Source organism: Paracidovorax valerianellae, from assembly GCF_900102625.1.
Taxonomy (GTDB): Bacteria; Pseudomonadota; Gammaproteobacteria; order Burkholderiales; family Burkholderiaceae_C; genus Paracidovorax; species Paracidovorax valerianellae.
Genome location: NZ_FMZC01000021.1, coordinates 1 through 25,668 on the forward strand (window position 1 = coordinate 1; position 25,668 = coordinate 25,668).

Annotated in this window: 26 protein-coding genes; 12 read left to right on the forward strand and 14 right to left on the reverse strand. The window is 67.8% G+C overall.

Annotated features, from left to right (window positions below):
- Position 1 precedes the first annotated feature (1 nt).
- From tuf to BLT03_RS21590, 9 genes are all read right to left on the reverse strand, one after another.
- Positions 2-1,192, reverse strand: a complete 1,191-nt coding sequence (gene tuf, locus BLT03_RS21550) for an elongation factor Tu (protein WP_092745834.1) — start codon at positions 1,190-1,192, stop codon at positions 2-4.
- A gap of 216 nt (positions 1,193-1,408) precedes the next feature.
- Positions 1,409-3,511: an elongation factor G gene (gene fusA / locus BLT03_RS21555; RefSeq protein WP_092745835.1), complete on the reverse strand. Its 2,103-nt coding sequence runs from the start codon at positions 3,509-3,511 to the stop codon at positions 1,409-1,411.
- 150 nt (positions 3,512-3,661) lie between these two features.
- Positions 3,662-4,135 carry a 30S ribosomal protein S7 gene (rpsG, locus tag BLT03_RS21560; RefSeq protein WP_056668881.1) on the reverse strand — a complete coding sequence of 158 codons (474 nt, stop codon included), beginning with the start codon at positions 4,133-4,135 and terminating at the stop codon, positions 3,662-3,664.
- 169 nt (positions 4,136-4,304) lie between these two features.
- Positions 4,305-4,682 carry a 30S ribosomal protein S12 gene (gene rpsL / locus BLT03_RS21565; RefSeq protein ID WP_010104110.1) on the reverse strand — a complete coding sequence of 126 codons (378 nt, stop codon included), beginning with the start codon at positions 4,680-4,682 and terminating at the stop codon, positions 4,305-4,307.
- A gap of 135 nt (positions 4,683-4,817) precedes the next feature.
- Entirely contained in the window at positions 4,818-5,987 is a 1,170-nt protein-coding gene (locus tag BLT03_RS21570) for a D-alanyl-D-alanine carboxypeptidase family protein (RefSeq protein WP_092745836.1), read from the reverse strand.
- Positions 5,988-6,084: 97 nt separating this feature from the next.
- Positions 6,085-6,726, reverse strand: coding sequence for an alpha/beta hydrolase (locus BLT03_RS21575; RefSeq protein WP_092745837.1), 642 nt, complete (start codon positions 6,724-6,726; stop codon positions 6,085-6,087).
- An 87-nt stretch (positions 6,727-6,813) separates the two neighbouring features.
- The gene (locus tag BLT03_RS21580; RefSeq protein WP_092745838.1) at positions 6,814-7,173 is read right to left on the reverse strand and encodes a (2Fe-2S) ferredoxin domain-containing protein; all 360 of its coding nucleotides are present in this window, start codon (positions 7,171-7,173) and stop codon (positions 6,814-6,816) included.
- A gap of 39 nt (positions 7,174-7,212) precedes the next feature.
- A complete protein-coding gene (locus tag BLT03_RS21585) occupies positions 7,213-8,313 on the reverse strand; it encodes a VanZ family protein (RefSeq protein WP_092745839.1) in 1,101 nt (366 codons plus the stop codon).
- Positions 8,314-8,346: 33 nt separating this feature from the next.
- A complete protein-coding gene (locus BLT03_RS21590; protein WP_092745890.1) occupies positions 8,347-8,775 on the reverse strand; it encodes a CopD family protein in 429 nt (142 codons plus the stop codon).
- 160 nt (positions 8,776-8,935) lie between these two features.
- Between BLT03_RS21590 and hemB the strand changes: the two genes are divergently transcribed.
- The 9 genes from hemB to BLT03_RS21635 all read left to right on the forward strand — a co-directional run bounded on the left by hemB (position 8,936) and on the right by BLT03_RS21635 (position 19,218).
- Complete coding sequence (hemB, locus tag BLT03_RS21595; protein WP_092745891.1) at positions 8,936-9,943, forward strand: porphobilinogen synthase; 1,008 nt, start codon at positions 8,936-8,938, stop codon at positions 9,941-9,943.
- 76 nt (positions 9,944-10,019) lie between these two features.
- Positions 10,020-11,165: a magnesium transporter CorA family protein gene (locus tag BLT03_RS21600; protein WP_092745840.1), complete on the forward strand. Its 1,146-nt coding sequence runs from the start codon at positions 10,020-10,022 to the stop codon at positions 11,163-11,165.
- A 130-nt stretch (positions 11,166-11,295) separates the two neighbouring features.
- The gene (locus BLT03_RS21605) at positions 11,296-12,291 is read left to right on the forward strand and encodes an ABC transporter ATP-binding protein (RefSeq protein ID WP_092745841.1); all 996 of its coding nucleotides are present in this window, start codon (positions 11,296-11,298) and stop codon (positions 12,289-12,291) included.
- Positions 12,288-13,124: an ABC transporter permease gene (locus BLT03_RS21610; RefSeq protein ID WP_092745842.1), complete on the forward strand. Its 837-nt coding sequence runs from the start codon at positions 12,288-12,290 to the stop codon at positions 13,122-13,124. Before BLT03_RS21605 ends, BLT03_RS21610 begins: the two co-directional genes overlap by 4 nt.
- Position 13,125: 1 nt before the next feature.
- Entirely contained in the window at positions 13,126-13,929 is an 804-nt protein-coding gene (locus tag BLT03_RS21615; protein ID WP_092745843.1) for an ABC transporter permease, read from the forward strand.
- A gap of 70 nt (positions 13,930-13,999) precedes the next feature.
- On the forward strand, positions 14,000-14,530 hold the full coding sequence (locus BLT03_RS21620) for a MarR family winged helix-turn-helix transcriptional regulator (protein WP_092745844.1): 531 nt from the start codon (positions 14,000-14,002) through the stop codon (positions 14,528-14,530).
- Positions 14,531-14,543: 13 nt separating this feature from the next.
- The gene (locus tag BLT03_RS21625) at positions 14,544-16,160 is read left to right on the forward strand and encodes an efflux transporter outer membrane subunit (RefSeq protein WP_092745845.1); all 1,617 of its coding nucleotides are present in this window, start codon (positions 14,544-14,546) and stop codon (positions 16,158-16,160) included.
- 55 nt (positions 16,161-16,215) lie between these two features.
- Entirely contained in the window at positions 16,216-17,520 is a 1,305-nt protein-coding gene (locus BLT03_RS21630; RefSeq protein ID WP_092745846.1) for an HlyD family secretion protein, read from the forward strand.
- A 129-nt stretch (positions 17,521-17,649) separates the two neighbouring features.
- On the forward strand, positions 17,650-19,218 hold the full coding sequence (locus BLT03_RS21635) for a DHA2 family efflux MFS transporter permease subunit (protein ID WP_092745847.1): 1,569 nt from the start codon (positions 17,650-17,652) through the stop codon (positions 19,216-19,218).
- A gap of 154 nt (positions 19,219-19,372) precedes the next feature.
- Here BLT03_RS21635 and BLT03_RS21640 read toward each other — a convergent pair whose 3' ends face one another.
- The 5 genes from BLT03_RS21640 to BLT03_RS21660 form a co-directional block, all read right to left on the reverse strand.
- Entirely contained in the window at positions 19,373-20,053 is a 681-nt protein-coding gene (locus BLT03_RS21640; protein ID WP_092745848.1) for a glycosyltransferase family 2 protein, read from the reverse strand.
- Positions 20,050-20,712: a methyltransferase domain-containing protein gene (locus BLT03_RS21645; protein ID WP_092745849.1), complete on the reverse strand. Its 663-nt coding sequence runs from the start codon at positions 20,710-20,712 to the stop codon at positions 20,050-20,052. The genes BLT03_RS21640 and BLT03_RS21645 overlap by 4 nt, the downstream gene beginning before the upstream one ends.
- A 1-nt stretch (position 20,713) precedes the next feature.
- Complete coding sequence (locus tag BLT03_RS21650) at positions 20,714-21,463, reverse strand: PIG-L deacetylase family protein (protein WP_092745850.1); 750 nt, start codon at positions 21,461-21,463, stop codon at positions 20,714-20,716.
- Positions 21,451-22,521, reverse strand: coding sequence for an acyl-CoA dehydrogenase family protein (locus tag BLT03_RS21655; RefSeq protein WP_139160481.1), 1,071 nt, complete (start codon positions 22,519-22,521; stop codon positions 21,451-21,453). The genes BLT03_RS21650 and BLT03_RS21655 overlap by 13 nt, the downstream gene beginning before the upstream one ends.
- A gap of 177 nt (positions 22,522-22,698) precedes the next feature.
- Positions 22,699-23,388, reverse strand: a complete 690-nt coding sequence (locus tag BLT03_RS21660) for a dienelactone hydrolase family protein (RefSeq protein ID WP_092745852.1) — start codon at positions 23,386-23,388, stop codon at positions 22,699-22,701.
- A gap of 142 nt (positions 23,389-23,530) precedes the next feature.
- Between BLT03_RS21660 and BLT03_RS21665 the strand changes: the two genes are divergently transcribed.
- Genes BLT03_RS21665 through BLT03_RS21675 form a run of 3 tightly spaced genes read left to right on the forward strand, consistent with a single transcriptional unit; the run spans position 23,531 to position 25,619 of the window.
- Entirely contained in the window at positions 23,531-24,277 is a 747-nt protein-coding gene (locus BLT03_RS21665; RefSeq protein WP_092745853.1) for an SDR family oxidoreductase, read from the forward strand.
- Positions 24,277-24,912 (forward strand): MarC family protein, encoded by a 636-nt coding sequence (locus BLT03_RS21670; protein WP_092745854.1) that lies wholly within the window; start codon positions 24,277-24,279, stop codon positions 24,910-24,912. The genes BLT03_RS21665 and BLT03_RS21670 overlap by 1 nt, the downstream gene beginning before the upstream one ends.
- Before the next feature lie 5 nt (positions 24,913-24,917).
- Entirely contained in the window at positions 24,918-25,619 is a 702-nt protein-coding gene (locus BLT03_RS21675) for a winged helix-turn-helix domain-containing protein (protein ID WP_092745855.1), read from the forward strand.
- Positions 25,620-25,668: the final 49 nt, after the last annotated feature.

The following is a 25,668-nucleotide window of genomic DNA, read 5'->3' on the forward strand; positions in this document are numbered from 1 at the left end:
CTTAAGCAATGATCTTTGCCACGACGCCGGCGCCGACGGTACGGCCGCCTTCACGGATGGCGAAGCGCAGGCCTTCTTCCATGGCGATGGGGTTGATCAGCTTGACGGTGATCGACACGTTGTCGCCTGGCATGACCATTTCCTTGTCGGCCGGCAGCTCGATGGCACCGGTCACGTCGGTCGTGCGGAAGTAGAACTGAGGACGGTAGTTGTTGAAGAAAGGCGTGTGACGGCCACCTTCGTCCTTGGACAGCACGTACACCTCGGCGGTGAAGTGCGTGTGCGGCTTGATGGAGCCGGGCTTGCACAGCACTTGGCCACGCTCGACGTCTTCACGCTTGGTGCCGCGCAGCAGCAGACCGACGTTGTCGCCAGCCTGGCCTTGGTCCAGCAGCTTGCGGAACATTTCCACGCCGGTGCAGGTGGTCTTTTGCGTGTCGCGGATACCGACGATTTCGATTTCTTCGCCGACCTTGATGATGCCGCGCTCGATACGGCCGGTCACCACGGTGCCACGACCGGAGATGGAGAACACGTCTTCCACGGGCATCAGGAATGCGCCGTCCACAGCGCGCTCTGGCGTGGGGATGTAGGTGTCCAGGGCATCAGCCAGCTTCATGATGGCTTCTTCGCCCAGCTTGCCCTTGTCGCCTTCCAGGGCGAGCTTGGCGGAGCCGCGCACGATGGGGGTGTCGTCGCCTGGGAAGTCGTACTTGTCCAGGAGTTCGCGCACTTCCATCTCGACGAGTTCCAGCAGCTCTTCGTCGTCCACCATGTCGCACTTGTTCAGGAACACGATGATGTAAGGCACACCCACTTGGCGGGCCAGCAGGATGTGCTCACGCGTCTGGGGCATTGGGCCGTCAGCGGCCGAGCACACAAGGATGGCGCCGTCCATCTGGGCGGCACCGGTGATCATGTTCTTCACATAGTCAGCGTGGCCTGGGCAGTCCACGTGGGCGTAATGGCGGGCAGCCGTTTCGTATTCCACGTGGGCGGTATTGATGGTGATGCCGCGGGCCTTTTCTTCAGGAGCCGCATCGATTTCGTCGTACTTCTTGGCTTCGCCGCCGAACTTGGCGGACAGCACCGTGGCGATGGCCGCCGTCAGCGTCGTCTTGCCATGGTCCACGTGACCGATCGTGCCCACGTTCACGTGGGGCTTGGTACGTTCGAACTTACCTTTTGCCATTTTGAATCTCCAAAGAGCAATGCCTGTGTCAGGGTTTAACGTCTGCATTCGGTTGCTGATTCATCCCGCACAGGGCAACAGGACGGCACCGGATCGCAGATTGCAAGAAACTTGCTACTGATTCGATAGCTGTCAGCGCTCATTCAATAAACGCTGACAGCCCATTTCATTCAAACCAACCAAAAGGGCTCGCGGAACGAACCCTCCTTTGACCAATTACTTGGTGCGTGCAGCCATGATGGCTTCCGACACATTGCGAGGGGCTTCGCTGTAGTGCTTGAATTCCATCGTGTAGGTCGCACGGCCTTGCGTTGCAGAGCGCAGCGAGGTCGAGTAGCCGAACATTTCGGACAGGGGCACTTCTGCCTTGATGGCCTTGCCGCCACCGACCATGTCGTCCATGCCCTGCACCATGCCGCGGCGGGATGACAAGTCACCCATCACCGTGCCGGCGTAGTCTTCCGGGGTTTCCACTTCCACCGCCATCATTGGCTCGAGGATCACGGGGTTGGCCTTGCGGCAACCTTCCTTGAAACCGAAGATGGCAGCCATCTTGAACGCCAGTTCGTTCGAGTCCACATCGTGGTACGAACCGAAGTGCAGCGTGACCTTGACGTCCACCACGGGGTATCCCGCCAGCACGCCTTGCGTCACGGCTTCGTTGATGCCCTTTTCCACCGCTGGGATGTACTCGCGAGGCACCACACCGCCCTTGATCGCATCGACGAACTCGATACCCTTGCCGGCTTCGTTCGGCTCGATCTTGAGCACGACGTGGCCGTACTGGCCCTTACCACCGGATTGGCGAACGAATTTGCCTTCGGCCTCTTCCACCGTCTTGCGGATGGTTTCGCGGTAGGCCACTTGCGGCTTGCCCACGTTGGCTTCCACGCCGAATTCGCGCTTCATGCGGTCCACGATGATTTCAAGGTGGAGCTCGCCCATGCCGCCGATGATGGTCTGGCCGGATTCTTCGTCGGTGCTCACGCGGAACGATGGATCTTCTGCAGCCAGACGGCCCAGTGCGATACCCATCTTTTCCTGGTCGGCCTTCGACTTGGGCTCCACAGCCTGACGGATCACGGGCTCGGGGAACACCATGCGCTCCAGCGTCACGATGGCGGAAGGATCGCACAGCGTTTCGCCGGTCGTCACGTCCTTGAGGCCCACGCAGGCGGCGATGTCGCCAGCGCGGATTTCATCGACTTCTTCGCGGTTGTTGGCGTGCATCTGCACGATACGGCCGATGCGCTCCTTCTTGCCGCGCACGGGGTTGTACACCGTGTCGCCCTTGGAGAGAACGCCGGAATACACACGCACGAAGGTCAACTGGCCCACGAACGGGTCGGTCATCAGCTTGAATGCCAGGGCAGAGAACTTTTCCGAGTCATCGGCCTTGCGGCTCGTTGGCTGCTCGTCATCATCGGTACCGCCAACCGGTGGAATGTCCACTGGCGAAGGCATGAGTTCGATCACGGCGTCCAACATGCGCTGAACACCCTTGTTCTTGAACGCCGTGCCGCAGAGCATGGGCTGGATTTCGCAGGCGATAGCGCGCGTACGCAGGCCGTGGGTGATTTCCTCTTCAGACAAATCACCTTCTTCCAGGTACTTGTTCATCAGCTCTTCGGAAGCCTCGGCAGCTGCCTCGACCATCTTCTCGCGCCATTCCTTGGCCGTTTCCAGCAGGTCGGCAGGGATTTCTTCGAAGTTGAACTTCATGCCTTGCGAGGCTTCGTCCCAGATGATGGCCTTCATCTTCCGCAGATCAACCACGCCCGTGAAGTTTTCCTCGGCACCGATCGGGATCACGATCGGCACGGGGTTGGCCTTCAGGCGCAGCTTCATCTGCTCGACGACCTTGAAGAAGTTGGCACCGGTACGGTCCATCTTGTTCACGAACGCGAGACGGGGAACCTTGTACTTGTTCGCCTGGCGCCACACGGTTTCCGACTGGGGCTGCACGCCGCCCACAGCGCAATACACCATGCAGGCACCGTCCAGCACGCGCATGGAGCGCTCCACCTCAATGGTGAAGTCCACGTGGCCGGGGGTGTCGATGATGTTGATGCGGTGTTCTGCGAACGAACGGTCCATGCCGCTCCAGAAGCAGGTGGTGGCAGCCGAAGTGATCGTGATGCCGCGCTCTTGCTCTTGCTCCATCCAGTCCATGGTGGCTGCGCCGTCATGCACTTCACCGATCTTGTGGTTCACACCGGTGTAGAAAAGAATCCGCTCGGTCGTCGTGGTCTTGCCAGCGTCGATGTGGGCCGAGATACCGATATTGCGGTAGCGCTCGATGGGGGTCTTGCGAGCCATGGTAAATCCTTGGTTGAACGTTGTGTTCGTGTGATGGGCCACCCGCGGTTGCGACGCAGCACCACAATTTGCCGGTGACCTGAATCAAGATAAGGCCGCAGGCAGAAAATGCCAGCGGCCTTACGTTTGCACCGGAAAAAGCCTGAAGGCTTAGAAGCGGAAGTGGCTGAATGCCTTGTTGGCTTCGGCCATGCGGTGCACTTCGTCACGGCGTTTCATCGCGCCGCCACGGCCTTCCGTGGCTTCCAGGAGTTCGTTGGCCAGGCGTTGCGCCATCGACTTTTCGCCGCGCTTGCGGGCGGCTTCCTTGATCCAGCGCATCGACAGCGCCAGACGGCGCACGGGGCGCACTTCCACGGGAACCTGGTAGTTCGCACCGCCCACGCGGCGGGACTTCACTTCGACCATGGGCTTCACGTTGTTGATGGCAACGGTGAAGGCTTCCAGAGGGTCCTTGTCAGGATGCTTCTTCTCGATCAGTTCCAGAGCGCCGTAAATGATGCGCTCTGCCACTGCCTTTTTGCCGCCTTCCATGATCACGTTCATGAATTTGGACAGCTCTACATTGCCGAACTTGGGATCCGGCAGGATTTCACGTTTGGGGACTTCGCGACGACGTGGCATTTTTTACCTCTATCTTTGCTTCAGTTGGCATCTTTTCAGACACCGCGAGAGCCAATGAAGGACTCCCACTTACTCGACCCGCGCAGACAACCTGCGTTTGGGGCCACTACGCTGCATCACCGCGCCACGCGGGAACAGCACCGAAAATTCTTGTGCAAAAGCGCAGGGCTTACTTGGCCTTGGGCTTCTTGGCACCGTACTTGGAGCGCGCTTGCTTGCGGTCTTTCACGCCTTGCAAGTCGAGCGAGCCGCGCACGATGTGGTAACGCACACCGGGCAAGTCCTTGACACGACCGCCGCGAACCAGCACGACGCTGTGTTCTTGCAGGTTGTGGCCTTCGCCGCCGATGTAGGAAATGACTTCGAAACCGTTGGTCAGGCGAACCTTTGCGACCTTCCGCAGAGCGGAGTTAGGCTTCTTTGGCGTCGTGGTGTACACACGGGTGCACACGCCGCGGCGCTGGGGAGAGTTTTCCATCGCAGGGCTCTTGGACTTGATCTTTTCGACCTCGCGCCCCTGACGGACCAGTTGATTGATGGTTGGCATGAATACGTCCCTAAACGTGAAATGCTTCGTGAAAAACGAAAACGTGAATCCCTTCGGAAATTCCGAAAAGCTTTCTAGTGTAGCAGGTTGGTGTGACCGGAGCAATCGCCGGGCCGTCCACCGGCCCGCCGCGTGTCACTTGATCCACAGGCGCATGGCGTCCCAGGCGCGGCCGAAGATGCCGGCCTGCTCCACGGCCTCCAGCGCCACCAGCGGCACTTCGGCGATCTGCTGCTCGCCCAGCGAGACCTTGAGCGTTCCGATCGACTGGCCCTTGGTGAAAGGCGCGACGAGCGGATCGGTGCGCACGATCTGCGTCGTGACCTTGCCTGCGCTGCCGGCTGGCACGGTGACCACGATGGCGTCCGGACGGCCGATCTTGATAGTGTTTTGCTTGCCCTTCCAGACCGCGGGCGTGGCAGCGGGCTGGCCGGCATCGAACAGCTTGACGGCGTCGAAAGCGGTGTAGCCCCAGTTCAGGAGCTTCTGGCTTTCGTTCGCGCGGGCGTTCTCGCTGGAGGCCCCAAGCACGATGGACAACAGGCGGCGCTGGCCGACATTCGGGAAGTCGCGCTTGGACGTGGCCACCAGGCAGTAGCCGGCGGCGGCGGTGTGGCCGGTCTTGAGGCCGTCTACCGTGGGATCACGGAACAGCAGCGAATTGCGGTTGGTGCCATTGGAGGGTGGCGTGCCGGGGTAGGCGTAGTGCTTGGTCGCGTAGTAATGCATGTACTCCGGAAAGTCCTGCATCAAGCGGGTGGCCAGCACGCCCAGATCGCGCGCGGTGGTGGTATGGCCCGGCTCGGTCAACCCCTCGGGGTTCTTGTACGCCGTGTTCTTCATGCCCAAGGCCTTGGCCTGGTCGTTCATGAGCTTGACGAAGTTCTCGGCGGTGCCGCCCACGCCTTCGGCGAGCGCCATGGTGGCGTCGTTGCCCGACTGCACGATCATCCCCTTGATGAGGTCTTCCACCGGCACCTGCATCTTGGGGTCGATGAACATGCGGGAGCCTGGCATCTTCCAGGCCAGCACGCTCACGGGCAGCTTCTGCTCCAGGGTGATCTTCTTGGCGCGCAGCGCGTCGAAGACCAGGTAGCCCGTCATGAGCTTGGTGAGGGACGCCTGCTCCACCGGTGCGTCGATGTCCTTGGAGGCCAGCACCTGGCCCGCCGTCACATCGAGGAGCAGGTAATTGCGCGCGGCGATTTCGGGCGGCTGGGGGGCCTGCCCTTGCGCCCACAGGACGGCAGGGGCCAGCACGGCGGCAAGAACGAAGGAGCGCAGCGTGGGCAGGAGAATCTTCATGGAAACAGGCATTCGGACAGGAAACGGTGGAACGGAACGGCGGTTGCGACCGCGGCCGATCGCGCGCGGTGCGGTAGAGGGAGCGGCTGAGCGGCGGTCAGTTCCCCGCCAGCAGATGGCGGGACACCAAGTTTTTCAGGAGCGGCAATTGTCCGTGAAAGAAATGCCCGCCGCCCGGTACGACTGTGACGGGGAGTATCTGCGGCCGCGCCCAGTCCATGACGGCCGCGAGCGGCACCGTGTCGTCCTGCTCGCCGTGCACGATGAGCGTGCGGTCATGGGCCTCCGCCGGTACGGGCGCCACCGTGAAACGGCTGGCCGCGGTGCCGACGAGCACGATGCGCTCGATGGCGCGCTCGCCCCAGAGCCGCTCCACGGCGTGGCTGGTGACGAAGGCGCCGAACGAGAACCCGGCCAGGGCCAGCGGTCCGTCGGGCGCCGTCTGGCGAATCACTTCCAGGAAATCCTCCAGCTCGCCCTGCCCGGCGTCGTGCGTGCCGGCGCTGGCGCCGACGCCGCGAAAATTGAAGCGCACCGCGGTCCATCCGCTGTGCACAAAGGCGCGCGCCAGGGTCTGCACCACCTTGTTGTCCATGGCGCCGCCGAACAGGGGATGCGGATGGGCGATCACGGCGACGCCGCGCGACGGGCCGTCGTCGGCCACCTGGGCCGCGTCGCGGGCCGCTTCGATGGCACCGGCCGCTCCGGCAAGGGTCAGGCGTTCAGTCTGGGCATTCACGTTGATTTGCTATTTAATTGATAGCTGTCAGCGCAATAACCACTAGGGCGGACAGCCAAAATGGCTTAAAAATCGAAACTAGGGCGATCAGCGCCCGAGTTCCGGTGGGGTGAGCAACCGCTCGACGATCTGGCCGTTCTTGAGGTGCGACTCCACGATTTCGTCGATGTCGCTGCCGTCCACGAAGGTGTACCAGGTCCCTTCGGGGTAGACCACGGCGACGGGCCCGCCGGCGCAGCGGTCCAGGCAGCCGGCCTTGTTCACCCGCACCTTGCCGGGGCCGGAGAGACCGGCGGCCTTGACCTGGGACTTGCACCGGTCGAACGCAGCCTGCGCGCCATGGTGGGCGCAGCTGTCTTCACCGTTGGTGCGGTCGTTCAGGCAAAAGAAGATGTGGCGGGCGTAGTAGCCAGGCTGCGCGGCTGGCGGCGTGGGGGTGTCGGTCATTCGGGCATTTTAGGAGCCGGTGCGCGGCGGCGTGTCGGCCTAAGCCGTCTCGCGGTCCCGCCGCGCCACGCGCTGCACCACATAGACCAGCGTGACATAGGGCCAGAGCCAGCCCAGCCACTGGCCGATGCCATAAAAGCGGATGAAGCGGCCCTGCTCCCAGGCCTGCAGCGTGTCGGCGAAGTAGGCGCTCGTGGGCGCCTGGTTGAGGATGTTGAGCTGCAGCATCAGCAGCAGCAGCAACACCGCTGCGCTGGCGCGGCGGGGCAGGCCGACCAGCATCAGCGCCACCGCCATGCCGGCCCACACGCCCACGCGGGCCGGGGTGCCCAGCCATTCCCACGCATGCGCCGGCCCGTAGCTGAGCGCCGAAGACAGGGCGGTCACCGACACGCCGGCCACGACGGTGGCGAGCGAGAACGCCACGCGGCGGCCGATATGGCGGATCACGCAATAGCCCAGCAGGCACGGCACCAGCAGACCCAGCATCACGGCAAGCAGTTCGGCGCTGGGCGACAGGGCCTCAAGAGGCGTTTCGCGCATCGGCAGCCAGTCCAGAAAAGGCGTGTCGGACAGCAGATCTTCGAGCGCAATTTCGAGCCGCTCCCACATCTGGCCCAGCCCGAACGGCACCGCCGCTGGAAACAGCAGCGCCACCGGCCAGAGCGCGAGCAGCGCCAGGGCCCCGCTGGCGTCGGGCACGAACCAGCGCGCGCGCAGCCGGCTCCATCGGTCCAGCGCGCCCAGCCGTTCCAGCAAGGTGGCCAGCAGCGCTCCGGCCAGGGTCCCCAGCGCGTTCAGCACCAGATCCATGTTGGAGGGCACGCGCCGCGGCAGGTAGATCTGCAGAAACTCCATCAGCATCGCCAGCAGCCCACCGGCCAGCGCCGCGAGCGGCACCGCGGCCCGTGGCCAGCCGGTGCGCAGCAGGGCCAGCGCCAGCAGGAAGCCGAAGGGTGCGTAGCCCGCGATGTTGATGTTGACGTCGAACCAGGTCCAGTACGGCGGCGGAATGCGCGCCGTCAGGAAGACCCAGGGCGAGATGCCCTGTTCGCGCCAGCCGTCGAAAGGAAACAGGCTGGCGAAGACCACGAGGGCCGCGTAGATCAGCGCCAGGGGCCAGGCGGATGTCTTGTGCACGTCGAGGGGGCGCGCGGCCAGCGCTTGATGGGTTTAAAAGGGTTTGACGACGACCAGCACCACTGCCGCCACGAGCAGCAGCACCGGCACTTCATTGAACCAGCGGAACCACCGATGGCTGCGCCGGCTTTGCCCGCTGGCCAGTTTGCGCAGCAGTACGCTGCAGGCGTGGTGGTAGCCCACCGCGAGCACCACCACCATGAGCTTGGCGTGCATCCAGCCGTTGCCCGGCCCGCGGCCGATGCCATAGCCCAGATAGAGCCAGAGCCCGAGGGCGATCGCCGGCACGGCGAGGATCGTGGTGAAGCGAAGAAGCTTCCTGGCCATGATCAAGAGCCGGTCGCGCTCGGCCGCCGATCCGGGGGCCACCATGGCCAGGTTGACGAAGATCCGTGGCAGGTAGAACAGTCCGGCGAACCAACTGGCCACGAAGACGATGTGAAAGGCTTTGACCCAGAGCATGGCCGCAGTGTACGTGCCGGGCAGGCGCCAAAAAGGCACTTGGTGCGGAAAGCACACATGCCCGCAAGCGGCCAAGAAAGTTCATGACTTTTTGTCCCAGGGCACGGCGGCGCGGCGCCCTGCGCACGGGCCGCGCGGCAATGTGGCGCACAATTTCGGGATGCATCTGTCCAGCCCCACCCCATTCCCCCAGAACCGGCCGCGCCGCCTGCGCCGCGATGCCTTCACCCGCAACCTCGTGCGCGAGCATGCAGTCACGCCGCACGACCTGATCTACCCGGTCTTCGTGCATGAGGGCCAGGGCCGCAGCGAGGCGGTTTCCTCCATGCCGGGCGTGGAGCGCCTGAGCCTCGATCTGCTGCTGCCCGTGGCCGAAGACTGCGTGAAGCTGGGCATTCCGGTGCTGGCGCTTTTTCCGGCCATCGACCCGGCCCTGAAGACGCCCGACGGCAAGGAAGCGCTGAACCCCGAAGGCTTGATTCCCCGCGTGGTGCGGGCGCTCAAGAAAGAATTCCCTGGCCTCGGTGTGATGACCGACGTGGCGCTGGACCCCTACACCAGCCACGGCCAGGACGGCGTGCTCGACGCCACCGGATACATCATCAACGACGAGACGGTGGAGATCATCACGGGCCAGGCGCTCACGCATGCCGAGGCGGGCGTGGACATCGTCGCGCCCAGCGACATGATGGACGGGCGCATCGGCGCGGTCCGCGAGGCGCTGGAGGTGCAGGGCCACATCCACACCCGCATCATGGCCTACAGCGCCAAGTACGCCAGCGCGTTCTACGGCCCGTTCCGCGATGCCGTGGGCACGCGCGGGGCCCTGGGCAAAGCCGACAAGAACGTCTACCAGATGGACCCGGGCAACACCGACGAGGCTCTGCGCGAGGTGGCGCTGGACATCGCCGAAGGCGCCGACATGGTGATGGTCAAGCCCGGCATGCCGTACCTGGACGTGGTGCGCCGCGTGAAGGACGAATTCCGCGTGCCGACCTTCGCCTACCAGGTGAGCGGCGAATACGCGATGCTCAAGGCCGCTGCCGCCAACGGCTGGCTCGACCACGACGCGGTGATGATGGAAAGCCTGCTGGCCTTCAAGCGCGCGGGCGCCGACGGCGTGCTGACGTACTTCGCCCGCGACGCGGCACGGTTGCTGCAAAAGTAAACCAGACCGCCAGCGGCGCCTGCCCGCCTGCGGTGCAGGCGCCGGCCCTCCCCGCCCTGTCCTGCCCCAGGCCTTCATGCGCATCTTTCACATCCACCAGGGCAACGCCACCGAGCTGGCCGCCCTGCCCTCCCAGCCCCCGGCCGCAGGCTTTTTCTGGATCTCCTGCACACGGGCGGCCTTCGGCGAGCAACTGGGCCTGGTGCAGGCCGCGCTGCAGGCCACTACCGGACTGCAACTGGTGGACCTGCACGTGTCCGACCTGCTGAACGCGCAACTGCCATCGCACTACGACTACACCTCGCAGTACGACCTGCTGGTGTTTCGCCGGCTGGCAGCCACTGGTGCGGGGACGGCGCCGTCCAGTCTTCCCTCTGCGCCCACAGCGACCGCAACGCCGCCGGAACGCATGAGCGGCCCGCCCGTCTTGCGGCGCATCGACACCAGCCCCGTGGGGTTCGCGGTGTTCGACCAGGTGCTGCTGTCGGTGCACCCGTCCGACTGCGCGGTGCGCGATGCCTACGCGTCGCGCCTGCTGGCCGCCGCGCGTGGCGAGGCGCAGCGCGATCCCCGGCCAGGCGCGTCGCCCGCGGGGCGCCTGCCGACGTCGCCCGCCGATCTGATGATGCGGGTCGTCAACCTCATCGTGGACGGCTACCTGGACCTGCGCCGCGAACTGAGCCGCCAGCTCGACCACTGGCAGTCCGAACTGCTCAAGCCCCGGGCACGCTTCGCCAACTGGAATGCGCTGTTGGAAGCGCGGCTCGCGCTGCACCAGCTCGACGAGATCTGCGAAGACCAGAACACCGCCGTGCAGGACTGGATCGACGCGGTCGAAACCTGGCCCGAGCCCGAAACCCCGGCGCTAGAGCGCGAACTGGACCTGCTCAAGGTGCGCAGCCGCGACGTGCTGGAGCACATCGAACGCGTGGTGCACCACGTGCGCCGGCTGGAGCAGAGCACCGAGACCGCCGTGCAGATGCACTTCAGCGTGCAGAGCAACCGCACCAACGACATCATGCGCACGCTGACGGCGCTCACCGCCGTGTTCCTGCCGCTGAACCTCATCGCCGGCATCTTCGGCATGAACTTCGAATTCATTCCGCTCGTGCACAAGCAAGATGGCTTTTGGTGGGCGATGGGTTCGATGATGGTGATCGCCGTTTCGCTGATCGCGCTGTTCTGGCGCAAGCGCTACCTGGCGCGCACCGGCCAGCACTGAAGCCGGTCCTGGCCGCAGCGTTGCACCCGGGCAAGGCTGCGCGGCATGGCATGGTGCGCTGGGTACGGCGCCGATAGAATCGCGCCCCCGTTCCAACACCCCGCAATGCCGGTCCTCCGGCGCTTCTCCCATGGCCCACATCCTCGTCGACGAGCTCGTCAAGACCTACCGCATCGCCGAGCGCGCGCCAGGCCTGGGCGGCGCGCTGCGCGGGTTGCTGCACCGGCGCACGCGCACGGTGGCGGCGTTGTCGGGCGTGTCGTTCACGCTGGAGCGCGGCGAATTGCTGGGCTTCATCGGGCCCAACGGCGCGGGCAAATCCACCACCATCAAGATCCTGTCCGGCATTCTGCGGCCCGATGGCGGGCGTGTTGAGATCGATGGCCGCCACCCCAGCGACGACCGCGAGCGCCACGTCGCGCACATCGGCGTGGTGTTCGGCCAGCGCACCCAGCTCTGGTGGGATCTGCCGGTGGGCGAGGGCTTCGATCTGCTGCGGGACATCTACCGCGTGGACGAACGGCGCTACCGCCGCGCTCGCGATGAACTGGTGACGCTGCTGTCGCTGGAGAGCGTGCTGGCGCAGCCCGTGCGCCAGCTTTCGCTGGGCCAGCGCATGCGCGCAGAGATCGCGGCGGCGCTGCTGCACGAGCCCGACATCCTGTTTCTCGACGAGCCCACCATCGGCCTGGATGCGCCCTCCAAGCTCGCGGTGCGGGACTTCGTGCGCCGCGCCAACCGAGAGCGCGGCACGACCGTGCTGCTCACCACGCACGACATGCACGACATCGAGGCCCTGGCCGAGCGGGTGATCGTGATCGGCCATGGCCGCGTGCTGGCCGACAGCCCCGTCGAAGCCCTGCGCGCCCAGGTGATGGCAGAGCGGCGCCTGGTGGTGGACTTCGGCCACGACGCGCCCTCGCTGGCGCCGCAACCGGGCGTCTCCGTCCATGCCCGCGAAGGCCGCACGCTGGTGCTGGGGTTCGATCCTGCGCAGACGACGGCGCCGGCCCTCATCGCGCAACTGGTGGCCGCGCACGAGGTGCAGGACATCCGCCTGGAAGGCCTGGCGATCGAAGAAGTCATCGCGCGCTTTTACGCCCTGCACGGCGCGGCCGAGGCATGAGGCCCCCGCTCGCGCTGCGGCCCTACACCGCGGCCTTCGTTTCGCGCTTTCTGCAGATGCTGCAATACCGCACGGCCGCGCTGGCGGGCTTCGGCACGCAGTGCTGGTGGGGCGGCATCAAGGTGATGGTGCTGGCCGCGTTCTACGGCGGCTCCGCCGCTTCGGGCGCGCCCATGCCGCTGCAGCAGGCCATCACTTACACGTGGCTGGCGCAGGGGTTGCTCGCGCTGCTGCCGTGGTCGGGCGACCCGGAAGTGGCGCAGGCTGTGCGCACGGGCGCCGTCGCCTACGACCGCCTTCGGCCGGTGGACGCCTACGGGCTGTGGTTTGCGCGCAGCGCCGGCTGGATCGCCGCGCGCGTGCTGCCGCGGCTGGCGCTCATGGTGGTTTTCTCCGCGCTGCTGCTGCCGCTGCTGGGCTGGCGCGAGTGGTCCTGGCAGCCCCCGGCCGGTGCGGCTGCGATGCTGGCGTTTTCCGTCTCGGCGGGGCTGGCGGTGCTGTTGTCCACCGCACTCGTGATGCTGCTGAACGTGGCGGCGGCCGCAGCGCTGAACGAGCGCGGCATCAATGCGCTCGCCGTGCCGGCGGTGGTGGTGCTCTCGGGCAACCTGCTGCCGCTGACGCTGCTGCCAGACGCCTGGCAATGGGCGCTCATCGTGCAGCCGCTGGCCGGGCTGCTGGACATTCCCTCGCGCCTGTACTTCGGGCAATGGACCGGCGGTCAGGCGGCGGCGGGGCTGGCGCTGCAAGCGTTCTGGATCGCCGTGCTGGTGGCGCTGGGCCGCCTGGCGATGGGGCGCACCTTGCGCCACCTTGAAATCCAAGGCGGCTGAGATGGGATCGTTCGCACTCTTCATTCGGCTGGCTGGCGCATCGCTGCACGCGCAGGCGCGCTACCCCGCGTCGGCGTTGCTGATGGCCGTGGGTCAGTTTCTTGCCACGGGTATCGAAGTGATCGCGGTATGGGCACTGTTCCACCGCTTCGGCAGCGTGCAGGGCTGGGGCCTGGGCGAAGTCGCGCTGTTCTACGGCTTGGTGAATTGCATGTTCGCGGTGGCGGACGCGCTGGGGCGTGGCTTCGATGTGCTCGGCACCGAATTTCTGCGCACCGGCGCGTTCGACCGGTTGCTGCTTCGCCCGCGTCCGCTGGCGCTGCAGCTCATGGGGCACGACCTGCGCCTCAGCCGGCTGGGCCGGCTGCTGCAGGGCCTGGCGGTGCTGGCGTTCGCCACCACGCAGGCACCGATCGACTGGACCCCTGCCACCGTGGCCCTGACGGCCTGGGCCGTGGCGGGCGGGGTGGCCTTGTTCCTGGGCATTCTGGTGCTGCAGGGCACGCTGGCGTTCTGGACCGTCGAGAGCCTGGAAATCGCCAATGTGCTCACCTACGGCGGCGTGCAGGCCGCGCAATACCCGCTGGCGCTGTACGCGCAGTGGTTCCGCCGGCTGCTGACGTTCGCCGTCCCGCTGGCCTGCGTGGCCTATTACCCGGGCCTGGCGATCCTGTCGCACCCGGACCCGCTGGGCGCGCCCGGTTGGGTGGGCTGGGTGTCGCCGCTGGCCGGCTTCGCCTTTCTGGCGGCGGCTTTCGGCGCGTGGCGCCTGGGCCTGCGCCACTACGCCTCCACCGGCAGTTGAGCGGCCTCGCGAACCCGACATGGCAAATAGCGACTTGACAATGTTTGTCTAGACAATTATTGTTGCGGCCATGATCGACGTCCGCAAAACACCTGCACCCGGCCTGCCCCCCTCTCCTGTGACCGTGGCGGGCATTCCTTTTCTGGTGGAAGAAAGCATCGGCTACCAGATGCGTCGCATCGTCTGCATCGTCGCCAGCGAGATCGAGCGCCGCATGGAGCCCCTGGGCCTGACCGATGCGCAATGGAAGCCGCTGCTGCGCCTGTACCTGAAGCACGAAAACACCGTGGCGGGCTTGGCGCGCCTGTGCCAGCTCGACGCTGGCGGCATGACGCGCCTGCTGGACCGGCTGGAAGCCAAGGGCCTGTGCACACGCACCCGCTCGCTGGAAGACCGCCGGGTCGTGCACATCGAACTCACGCCCGAAGGGCATGCGGCGGCCGCGCAGATTCCCGACATCTTGGGCGGCGTGCAGCAGATCTGCGCCCAGGGCTTCCAGCCGGCCGAGTACCGCCAGCTGCAGGATTTCCTGCAGCGCATCCACGGCAACCTGCAAGCGCTAGGCGCTGCCGCCGACACGGGCACCCCCAGTCTTTCCTGAGAGTCAGCAAGCCATGAACGCCACTTTCGACCACCCCTCGCACGCCACGGCCGACACGGCCCTGGACGGCGCCGCACCGGCCGCCGAGCCCTCTTCCAGCAGCCCCTTGCGCGGCGCGCTGCAGTATTTCGCCACGCTGGCCATCGCGCTGCTGGCGCTGCCGGGCCTGACGGCCTGCGCCGACATGTCGGGCATCGCGCCGCACGCGCAGATGCGCGATGCCGCTTCGCTCGGGCTGACCGCCCCTGCCGGCAGCACGGGCGCCGCGCAGAAGGCCTTTGCCGAATCCACCCTGCCCACCGACTGGTGGCTGGGCTTCGGCGACAGCCAGCTGGACGCGCTCATCGACCGGGCGCTGGCCACCAACCCCAACCTGAAGGCGACCGAGGCGCGCATCGCACGTGCCCAGGCGTTCATCGAAACCGCGCGCGCCGCCGACGGCCCGCAGCTCAACGGCAGCCTGGATGTGACCCGCCAGCTCTACAGCGCCAACGGGCCGTACCCGCCACCGCTGGCCGGCAGCGTGCTCAACAGCGGCACGGGCCGCCTGACCGGCAGTTGGGAGATCGACTTCTTCGGCAAGAACCGCGCGGCGCTCGAATCCGCCCTGGGCAGCGCCAACGCCGCGCAGGCCGACGCCCAGGCGGCCCGCCTGCTGCTGGCCAGCAACGTCGCCCGGAGCTATTTCCAGCTGGCGCGCCTGAAGGCCCAACTGGGCGTGGCCGAGCGCACGCTGGCCCAGCGCAACGAAACGCTGCGCCTGGTGCGCGACCGGGTGGATGCCGGCCTGGACACGCAACTGGAGCGGCGCCAGAGCGAGGGCGGCCTGCCCGAGGCACGCCAGCAGATCGAGGCGATCCAGGAACAGATCGCGCTGACACGCAACGCCCTGGGCGCCCTGGTGGGACAGCCGAATGCCGCGGCTGCCCTGGATTTTCCTGCCCTTGACGCTATTCATTCGATAGCAATTCCCAGCACCTTGCCGGCCGACCTGCTGGGCCGCCGGCCGGACGTGGCCGCCGCGCGCTGGCGCGTGGAAGCCGCCACGCAGGACGTGGCCGTGGCCAAGGCGCAGTTCTATCCGAACGTGAACCTCACCGCGTTCCTCGGCCTGTCGTCCATCGGGCTGGACCATTTCGCCCAGGCGGGCAGCAAGGAATGGGGAATCGGCCCGGCGGTCCGCCTGCCGATCTTCGATTCCGGCCGCCTGCGCGCCAACCTGCGCGGCAAGGCAGCCGATGTGGATGCGGCGGTCGAGAGCTACAACGCCGCGCTGATCGACGCCGTGCATGACGCGGCCGACCAATTGGCGTCGTCCCGCTCGATCGAGCGCCAGCAGGCCGAGCAGCGCCACGCGCAGGAAGCCGCCGAAGCCGCCTACGACATCGCCCGCCAGCGCTACCAGGCGGGCCTCGGTAACTACCTGAACGTGCTCACCGCCGAGACCGCCGTGCTGGCGCAGCGCCGTCAGGCCGTGGACCTGGAAGCCCGCCGCCTGGACACGCAGGTCGCGCTCATCCGCGCCCTCGGCGGGGGCTATGCCGCCCCCATGCCTGGCGCTGCCGCTGGCACGGGCGCCGTCGCCACGGCGCCTGCCGCAGCCGCCGCCACCTCCAGCACGGCGCATTGAGCCCGTTTCCCTTCATTCAGACCGCAACGCATTTCCGACGCGAGGAGCCTTTTCCATGAACGCACCGCAAACCCCCAACATCCCCGCAGATGCCGGCGCCGCCAAGGGCCGCCGCCGCAAGGCACTCATCTCGCTCGCCGTCGTCGTCGTGCTGGCCGGCGGCGCCTGGGGCGTGTACGACTGGCTGGTGGCCAGCCATTACGAAGACACCGACAACGCCTACGTGCAGGGCAACGTGATCCAGATCACGCCGCAGACGGGCGGCACGGTCATGTCCATCCTGGCCGACGACACCGACTTCGTGAAGGCCGGCGCGCCGCTCGTCAAGCTGGACCCGGCCGACGCCACCGTGGCGCTGGAGCAAGCCGAAGCCGGCCTCGCCCAGGCCGTGCGCCAGGCGCGCACGCTGTACTCCAACAACGGTTCGCTCACCGCGCAGATCAACCTGCGCCAGGCCGACGTGGCCAAGGCCCGCTCCGACATCGCACGCGCCACCGACGACCTGCGGCGCCGCCAGGCGCTGGCGGGCAACGGCGCGGTCTCGAAAGAAGAGTTGAACCACGCCCAGAACCAGCTTGATTCAGCCCGCACCGCACTGGCGGCGGCCGAGGCCGGCGTGGTGTCGGCGCGCGAGCAGCTCGCCAGCAACCAGTCGCTCACCCAGGGCATCGCCGTGGACCAGAACCCCAACGTGCTGGCCGCCGCCGCCAAGGTGCGCGAGGCCTATCTGGCCGCGCGCCGCACCGACCTGCCCGCCCCCGTGGACGGCTATGTCGCGCGCCGCACCGTGCAACTGGGCCAGCGCGTGGCCGCCGGCACGCCGCTGATGACCGTGGTGCCGCTCAACCAGGTGTGGGTGGACGCGAACTTCAAGGAAAACCAGCTGCGCAACCTGCGCCTGGGCCAGCCCGCCAAGCTCACGGCCGACCTGTACGGCAAGAAGGTGGAATACACCGGCACCATCGCCGGCATGGGCGTGGGCACGGGCTCGGCCTTCGCGCTGCTGCCCGCGCAGAACGCCACGGGCAACTGGATCAAGGTGGTGCAGCGCGTGCCCGTGCGCATCGCGCTGGACGCCGAACAGCTGCGCGCCCACCCGCTGCGCGTGGGCCTGTCGATGGACGTGACGGTGAACACGCAGGACCGCAGCGGCCACCTGCTGGCCGACGCGCCCCGCACGCAGGCCGTGGCGCAAACCACCGTGTACCAGGACCTGGACAAGGGCGCCGAGGCCGATGTGGCCCGCATCATCGCGGCCAATGCCGGCCCGGGCTACAAGTCCGCCCTGGCCGCGGCGCCGGCCAAGCCCACGGGCACCGCACAGGTGGCGATGGCGCCTGCCACCACCGCCTCGCACTGACCTCGGCCGGCCCGGCCCTTCGAACCGGCACCAGACCCGGCACCGCTCTTCGCCTTCTTCCCGAGACAGACCCGCTCCGCACTGCCGGAGCGGGCCAGCCGTAGAACCACTCCCACAAAACGCTGAACCATGTCTTCCGCCACCACTTCTCCGCCCCTGGCGCCGCCGCCCCTGGAAGGCAGCGCGCGCATGTGGGGCACGCTGGCCCTGTCGGCCGCGACGTTCATGAACGTGCTGGACACGTCGATCGCCAACGTGTCCCTGCCCGCCATCGCGGGCGACCTGGGCGTGAGCCCCACGCAGGGCACCTGGGTCATCACCAGCTTCGCGGTGGCCAATGCCATCGCCGTGCCGCTCACCGGCTGGCTGTCGCAGCGCTTCGGACAGGTGCGCCTGTTCGTGGCCAGCGTGACGCTGTTCGTGATCGCCTCGCTGCTGTGCGGCGTCGCGCCCAACATGGCCACGCTGATCGCCTTCCGCGCGCTGCAGGGCTTCGTGGCCGGGCCGATGATTCCGCTGTCGCAGTCGCTGCTGCTTTCCAGCTACCCCAAGGCGCTGGCGGGGCTGGCGATGGCCATGTGGTCGATGACCACGCTCATCGCGCCGGTGATGGGGCCGCTGCTGGGCGGCTGGATCACCGACAACATGAGCTGGCCGTGGATCTTCTACATCAACGTGCCGGTCGGGATCATGGCCGTGCTGGTCACGTGGAGCATCTTCCACAAGCGCGAATCCGAGCGGCGCGCGCTGCCCATCGACTCCATCGGCCTCGCGCTGCTGGTGATCTGGGTGGCGGCCATGCAGGTGATGCTGGACATCGGCAAGGAGCACGACTGGTTCGCCTCGCCGTGGGTCGTGGCCTGCGGCGTGACGGCCGTGGTGGGCTTCATCGCCTTCATGATCTGGGAGCGCGGCGAGCCGCACCCGGTGGTGGACCTCACGCTGTTCAGAATCCGCAATTTCTGGGCCGGCGCGTTGGCCACGTCGGTGGGCTACGGCCTGTTCTTCGGCAACGTGGTGCTGCTGCCGCTGTGGCTGCAGCAGTACATGGGCTACACCGCCACGCAGGCCGGCGAAGTGCTGGCGCCGGTGGGCGTGCTCGCGCTGGTGCTGTCGCCGGTGGTGGGCAAGAACATCGCCAAGGTCGATCCGCGGCGCTTCGCCACGTTTGCCTTCCTGGTGTTCGCGCTGGTGCTGTGGATGCGGTCGCGCTTCAACACCCAGGCCGATCTGGCAACCATCATGGTGCCCACGATCATCCAGGGGATCGCCATGGCGTTCTTCTTCATTCCGCTGGTGACGATCACGCTGTCGGAGATCGCGCCGGCACGCATTCCGTCGGCCTCGGGGCTGTCCAACTTCATGCGCATCACGGCCGGCGCGATCGGCACGTCGGTCTCGACCACGCTCTGGGAACGCCGCGCCACGCTGCACCATGCGCAGCTCACCGAAGGGCTGCAGCAAGGCTCGGGCGTCGTCACGCAGACGCTGCAGGGCCTGCAGGCCAGCGGCCTCACGCCCGAGCAGGCGCTGGGCCAGGTGGAGCGCCTGGTGAACCAGCAGGCGTTCATGCTGGCGGCCAACGACATCTTCTACGCCTCGGCGATCCTCTTCATGCTGCTGATTCCGCTGGTGTGGCTGGCCCACCCGATCAAGGCGAGCGCGGGCAGCGCCGACGCGGCAGCGGGTGCGCACTGAGATGCGGTCGCCATAAGATTGCTATAAATTACATAGCAATGCACCCTAGTGGTTATTGCGCTGGAGGCCTATTTCACTCTTAGGCCTGCCTGGAGGCAGAAGGCCTCCCGCCAGCCACCCGGGCCGAAAGCTGGGGGCCGCGCGGGCCGGCTGCTCAGGCCGCCACGGCGATCGGCATCTCCGGGTCCGCATGCCAGCGCGCCTGGAGCCACGCGGCAAAGCCCTCGGGCGCTCGCGCGATGCGGCGGGCGCTGGTGATCACCCGCGGATCGCGCACCCACGCCACGGTCGCCTGCTGGGCGATCAGCGCCTCCACCAGCCGCACGTCTTCGTGCGCCACCAGTGCGGCAAAGCCGCCGGCGCGGCGGTAGGCGGCCGCGGAAAGGCCCAGGTTGGCCCCGTGGATGTGCCGGTGCCCGTTGCGGTCCTGGTAATGCGTGGCGAAGGCCTGCGCCACATGGAGCGGGTGCTCGTGCCAGTCCTCGACGCCGATGGTGCCGCAAACCGCATCGCTGGCGCAGGCCAGTTGCGCCGTGATCCAGTGCGGGGGCACGCGGCTGTCGGCGTCGGTGCAGCACAGCCAGCGGGCGCCGAGCCCGACCAGATGGTCCATGCCCGCAGCCCGGGCCGCGCCCACGCAGCGCGCGTCGATCTCCAGCACGTCGCAGCCGTGCGCACGCGCCAGCGCCGCCGTGGCGTCGCGGCAAGCGTCCGCCACCACCACGACACGCACCGGCTCCCGCGGAAACACCTGCGCGGCCGCCGCGCTGATCGACGCCAGACAGGCCCCGATAAGGTCCGCCTCATCGTGGGCGGGAATGCAGACGCCGATCATGGAGCGGACTCCGGTGTCGGGGCGGGCGCCGGTACGGATGCCAGCCGCTCCTGCGCGCCGCCCGTGGCCGCGACCGAGGTGGTGCCGCCGTGCTGCCAGATGTCGATGCGCATGTCCTCGTCGCCCCAGCTTCCTACGGAGTCGAGCGCCAGCGCCTGCCGCGCTGCGCCGTGGATGCCGTCGCCATCGGCCTGCGCATCGGCCACGGGCGCGCGCCAGTGGCACAGGGCCAGATGGCCGCCCCGCTGCAGGTGCGCTGGCACCTCCGCCAGGAACCGCGCGAAATCTTCCGGCGGCAGGTAATAGGCGAGTTCGGCCACCACGATGAGATCGCTGGGGGTGTCGGGCCAGCGGTGCGGAAACGTCCAGTGGCGCAGCACCACGTTGCGCACGCCCTTCAGCGTGGCGGCCGCGCGGTCCAGGGCGGCAGTGCTGGCGTCGCAGGCGATGAGCTGGTCGCAGCGCGCGGCCAGTGCCAGCGTGTTGCCGCCCACCGAACAGCCGGGCTCGAAGCCCTGCGCATACCGGGCCCGCGGAAGCGCCGCCAGCAGCAGATCGCGCTTGCGGCGCTCGTACCAGCGCGCGTGCACGCCCCAGGGGTCGGCGCTGCGCGCATGCAATTGTTCGAAATGACCGGCATCGGCGAACGGCGCGGCCATGTCAGGCCATCACCCATTCGCAGCGGCCGCTCCAGGCACGCAAGGCCGAGGGCTGCAGCACCGGCGCGGCGTCGCCATCGGGCTGGATCTGGCTCTGGAACGCCTGTACGGCCCGGGCTTTCGCGCGCATCAGGCCAGCGTCCACCGCGATGCACTGCAGCGCCCGCTGGCGCAATCGCCCGTGGGCTTCGTGCTCGGGCACCAGCGCCCAGACGGGAAACTCGATGCAGCGTGCGCCCGCCGTGCGGGCTGCCGCCAGGGTGGCCCGGGCGCAGGCTTCGTGGTCGGGATGGCCGTCGAAGCGCCAGGGCACGAAGACCGTGTCGGTCGGCAGCAACTGCAATTGCATGGCCAGCGACCTCTCCTGGGCCGCCACACCCCCGTCCGGCAAACCCAGGCGGATCACGTGGGCCGCGATGCCCAGCTGCGCCAGCGCATCGGCCGACTCCTGCGGCCGGGTCTGCAGCAACTGCGCGGGCGTCCAGCGGCCCGAGCCCGGGTGGCTGGCCTCGCCATCGGTCACGGCATACACCAGCACCTCATGCCCGAAGCGCGCCAGTTGCGCCACCGTGCCGCCCAGGGCCAGGACCTCGTCGTCGGGGTGCGGCGCCACCAGGACGATGCGGCTTGCCGGCGCCACCAGCGACTGCGGCGTGGTGTGCAGCCACGGCCGGGCCAGGGCGCTTTTCGGACGGGCTGGCGCAGGGGGCAACCTCGCCATGGGCTTGTGCAGAGCGATCAGAGCGTCCATGCGCCGTCTCCCAGGGGGGTGGATGGGCAAGCCTGCGCCGCAAGGCGGCCCAGCACGGCCAGATCCCACTCGGCGTGGCTCTGGCGCAAAAACACCGACAGGTCCGCCACCCGCCGGGCATGGCCCGCGTCGCGGCACAGCGGCCCTGCGCCCAGGGCGCGTCCGATGTGGTCGATGGTGGTGGTCGCTGCGGCCTCCACGGTGCCGCGCACCTGAAGCGCCTCGCGGCGGCCGAAAGGCGTGCCGACTTCTCCAAGTGAGACCTGTGCCCGGTGGCGGTTTATGGCTTCGGCCGCATGGCGCAAGGCATGGGCCGCAGCGGACAGCGCGCAGTCCACCGCGCCCAGGTGCGCAGCCAACAGGCCGTCGGCCGCGTCGCCGCGCTGCTGCACCCGCTGGCGCAGCGGCTGCGCCACGGCGCAGGCGGCGCCGTGCCAGCACGCGGCGATGCCCGCCGCGCCATGCCAGAAGCCGGGCCGGTCCAGGTAGGCGCCGGGGACGCCCACGGCCCAGGCCGGCACCGCATCGAACAGCACATCGACGCTGGCGGTGTCCGCCATGCCCACGGCCTCCCAGCCTTCGCGGGTGACCGTCACGCCTGGATGGCGCATCGAGACGGCGACGAATTGCGGCTGGCCATCGGCATCGCGCGCGGTGACCAGCGCGGCATTGGCGCCACCGGCGCCGGAACACCAGCTTTTGCGCCCGGTCACGGTCAGGCGGCCATCGGCCTCCCAATGGAGTTGCAGCCCGGAGCCCGCCGGCCCTTCGGATGCCCAGACGCCCCAGAGCCCTTCCAGCGGATCGACCACCTTGCGCAGCGCAGCGGCTTCGTTTACGCCCAGGATTTCCTGGGCGATGCCGAGCGCGTCAAGGTGGGATTCGAAGAGTTTGCCGACGACGACATCGTCGCCGGTCACCCGCGCGAGCCAGCGAAACCGTGCAGCGGTCGAGCACTGCGCTGCAGGGTCGGATTCAAAGGCATGGACCTGCCCCAGCGCGCGGCGCACGGCGGCACCGGCAGGGGAGCCTAGTTCGGGAATGGGGTCACGGCGCATGCCCGCGACGCTAAGGGCCGGGGTTCTACGGCTGTGTGGGACTCAGCCTTACGGCCCTGCGAGACACCAGCCCAGCTCAGCCGTTTCAGGGAGACTGCCACCTGCTTGCCGGGGGCGTTGGCAGGCAAAGTGGCGGATGCGCCGGGCGTCGCTGAATCCCGGCGCAGGCGGCGTCTTTCAGCCGATGTGCTTGGCGAAGAATGCCAGCGTGCGCTCGCGTGCCAGGGTGGCCGCGGCTTCGTCGTAGGATCCGCGCTGGTCGCAGTTGAAGCCGTGGTCGGCGTCGTACACATGCACTTCCACCTCGGGGTGGGCGCGGCCGAAGGCTTGCACGCTGTCGAGCGCGATGAAATGGTCGCGGTCGCCGAAGTGGGCGAGCACCGGGCACTGGGGCGTGCGTGCGCTTTCCTCGGTGGTGGTCATGCCGCCGCCGTAGTAGCAGACCGCGGCCGACAGGCCGTTCAGCTCGCACGCTGCACGCCATGTGAGCAGGCCGCCCCAGCAAAAGCCCACGATGGCGACCTTGCCGCCGCTGGCCTGGGCTGCATGGTCGATAGCGGCTTGGATGTCTGGCAGCACGCCCGCGCCCGGCAGGCCCTCGACCCGGCTCTTGAGGGCCATGCCGTCTTGCATGTCCTGCGCGCTGTAGCCCAGTTCCACGCCGGGTTGCACCCTTTCGAAGGTGGCAGGTGCCACGGCGAGGTAACCCCGCGCGGCGAGCCGGTCCGCCACGGCGCGGATGTGCGAATTCACGCCGAAGATCTCCTGCAGCACGACCACGGCGCCGCGCACGGGCCCTTCCGGCTGCGCGACCCAGGCGGGCACCTTGAAACCGTCGGCCGATGTGATGTCCACGAAATTGCCCATGATGTTGCGACTCCTTTGTCGGATGGATGAAAAGCGGTTGGGGGAGAAGAAAAAGACGCGCGGGCCCGGTGGTCGCCCGGGCCTGCGGGATGCTGTAATGCGAGACCTTTCGCCAAAGGGGCATTCTTGCAGGAGATGGCAATTGAACAAAGTGGTACTTGTGACCGGCGGTAGCCGCGGCATCGGGGCAGCCACCGCCCGGCTGGCCGCGCGCCAGGGCTGGACGGTCGCGGTCAATTACGCCCGTGACGCGCAGGCGGCCGACGCCGTGGTGCGGCAGATCCACGAAGCGGGCGGCCAGGCCATCGCGTTGCAGGCCGACGTGGCGAAGGAAGACGAAGTCGTCGCCCTCTTCCAGGCCGTCGATGCCCGCCTGGGCCGGCTCGATGCCCTGGTGAACAACGCCGGCGTGGTCGATGTGCCGGCCCGCGTGGACCAGATGAGCGCCGAGCGCCTGCGCCGCATGTTCGACATCAACGTGGTGGGCAGCTTCATCTGCGCGCGCGAGGCCGTGCGGCGCATGAGCACTAGTCACGGCGGCGCGGGCGGCAGCATCGTGAATGTCTCCAGCGCCGCGTCGCGCCTGGGCGCCGCCGGCCAGTACGTGGACTACGCCGCGTCCAAAAGCGCCATCGACACGCTCACGCTCGGCCTGGCCCGCGAGGTGGCCGCCGAGGGCATTCGCGTGAACGCGGTGCGGCCCGGCCTGATCGACACCGACATCCACGCCAGCGGCGGCCTGCCCGATCGCGTGCGCGACCTGGCCCACCAGGTGCCCATGGGGCGCGGCGGCACGGCCGAAGAAGTGGCCGAGGCCATCGTCTGGCTGATGTCCGACGCAGCCAGCTACACCACCCTGTCTTTGCTCGACGTCTCCGGAGGCCGCTGATGGACCTGAAACCGCTCATCACGCTGCTTGCCATCGTGAACCCGCTGGCCATCGTGCCGTTCTTCATCCACTACACCGACGGCTTTTCGCAGCGCCAGCGCCGCCGCACCATCCAGGTCGCGGCCTTCAGCGCGTTCTGCGTGATCGCGGCCTGTGCGCTGTTCGGCCTGCAGATCCTGGAGTTCTTCAACATCTCGCTGCAGAGCTTCCAGGTGGGCGGCGGCATGCTGCTGCTCATCAGCGCGATGAACATGCTCAACGCCCAGCCGGCCGAAGCCAAGCCCCACACGCACGAACTGGAAGAAGGCGCCGAGAAAGCCGCCCAGGGCGACAGCATCGCCGTGGTGCCGCTCACCATTCCGCTGCTGACCGGGCCGGCCAGCATGTCCACCGTGGTGATCTACGCCGACCGGGCGCAGACGTTCTGGCAGCACCTGGCGCTGGTGGGCTACGGCGTGGTCATCGCCGGAGCCACGGCGCTGTGCTTCGCGTTGGCCGACCCCATCGCGCGCGTGCTGGGCAAGACCGGCATCAACGTGATGACGCGGCTCATGGGGCTGATCCTGGCTGCCCTGGCCGTCGAGGTGATGGCCGAAGGCCTGGGCAAGCTCTTTCCCGTGCTGGTCGCCCGCTGAGCCCCATGGCTGCCGCCCACGCCCGTCTGCTGCTGCTGGAGGACGACCCGGCCATCGCGCGCACGGTGGCCTATGCGCTCGAACGCGAGGGCCTGTCCATCGTGCACAGCCTGCTGCTGAGGGATGCGCGCGAGCAGTTGCGCGCCCGGCCTTTCGACCTGCTGGTGCTGGACGTGGGCCTGCCGGACGGCAATGGCCTGGACCTGCTGCGCGACCTGCGCCGCGACCCGGCGCACCAGGCCACGCCCGTGCTCATGCTGAGCGCGCACGGCGAAGAACTCGACCGCGTGCTGGGCCTGGAACTGGGGGCCGACGATTACCTGCCCAAGCCCTTCAGCCCGCGCGAACTGGCGGCACGCGTGAAGGCCCTGCTGCGCCGCGCGGCGGCCCCGGCTCCGCAGGCCGCAGTGGCGCAGGCGCAGGGCCCCTTCCACGACGACGCCGCCGGCCAGCGCGTGAGCCTGCACGGCCGGCCGCTGCCGCTCACGCGGCGCGAATACCGCCTGCTGGCGTGCCTGCTGCGCGGCGCTGGCCGCATCCAGTCGCGCGAGTCGCTGCTCGCCAACGCCTGGGGCGACGACAGCGAAAGCACCGACCGCACGGTGGACACGCACATCAAGACCCTGCGCGCCAAGCTCCGCGAGGCCGACCCCGGGCGCGAATACATCAGCACTCACCGGGGCATGGGGTACTGCCTGGAGTTATGAACGCCCCATCGCATCGCCTAGCGCGGGCCACGACGGCGGAGGCCTGATC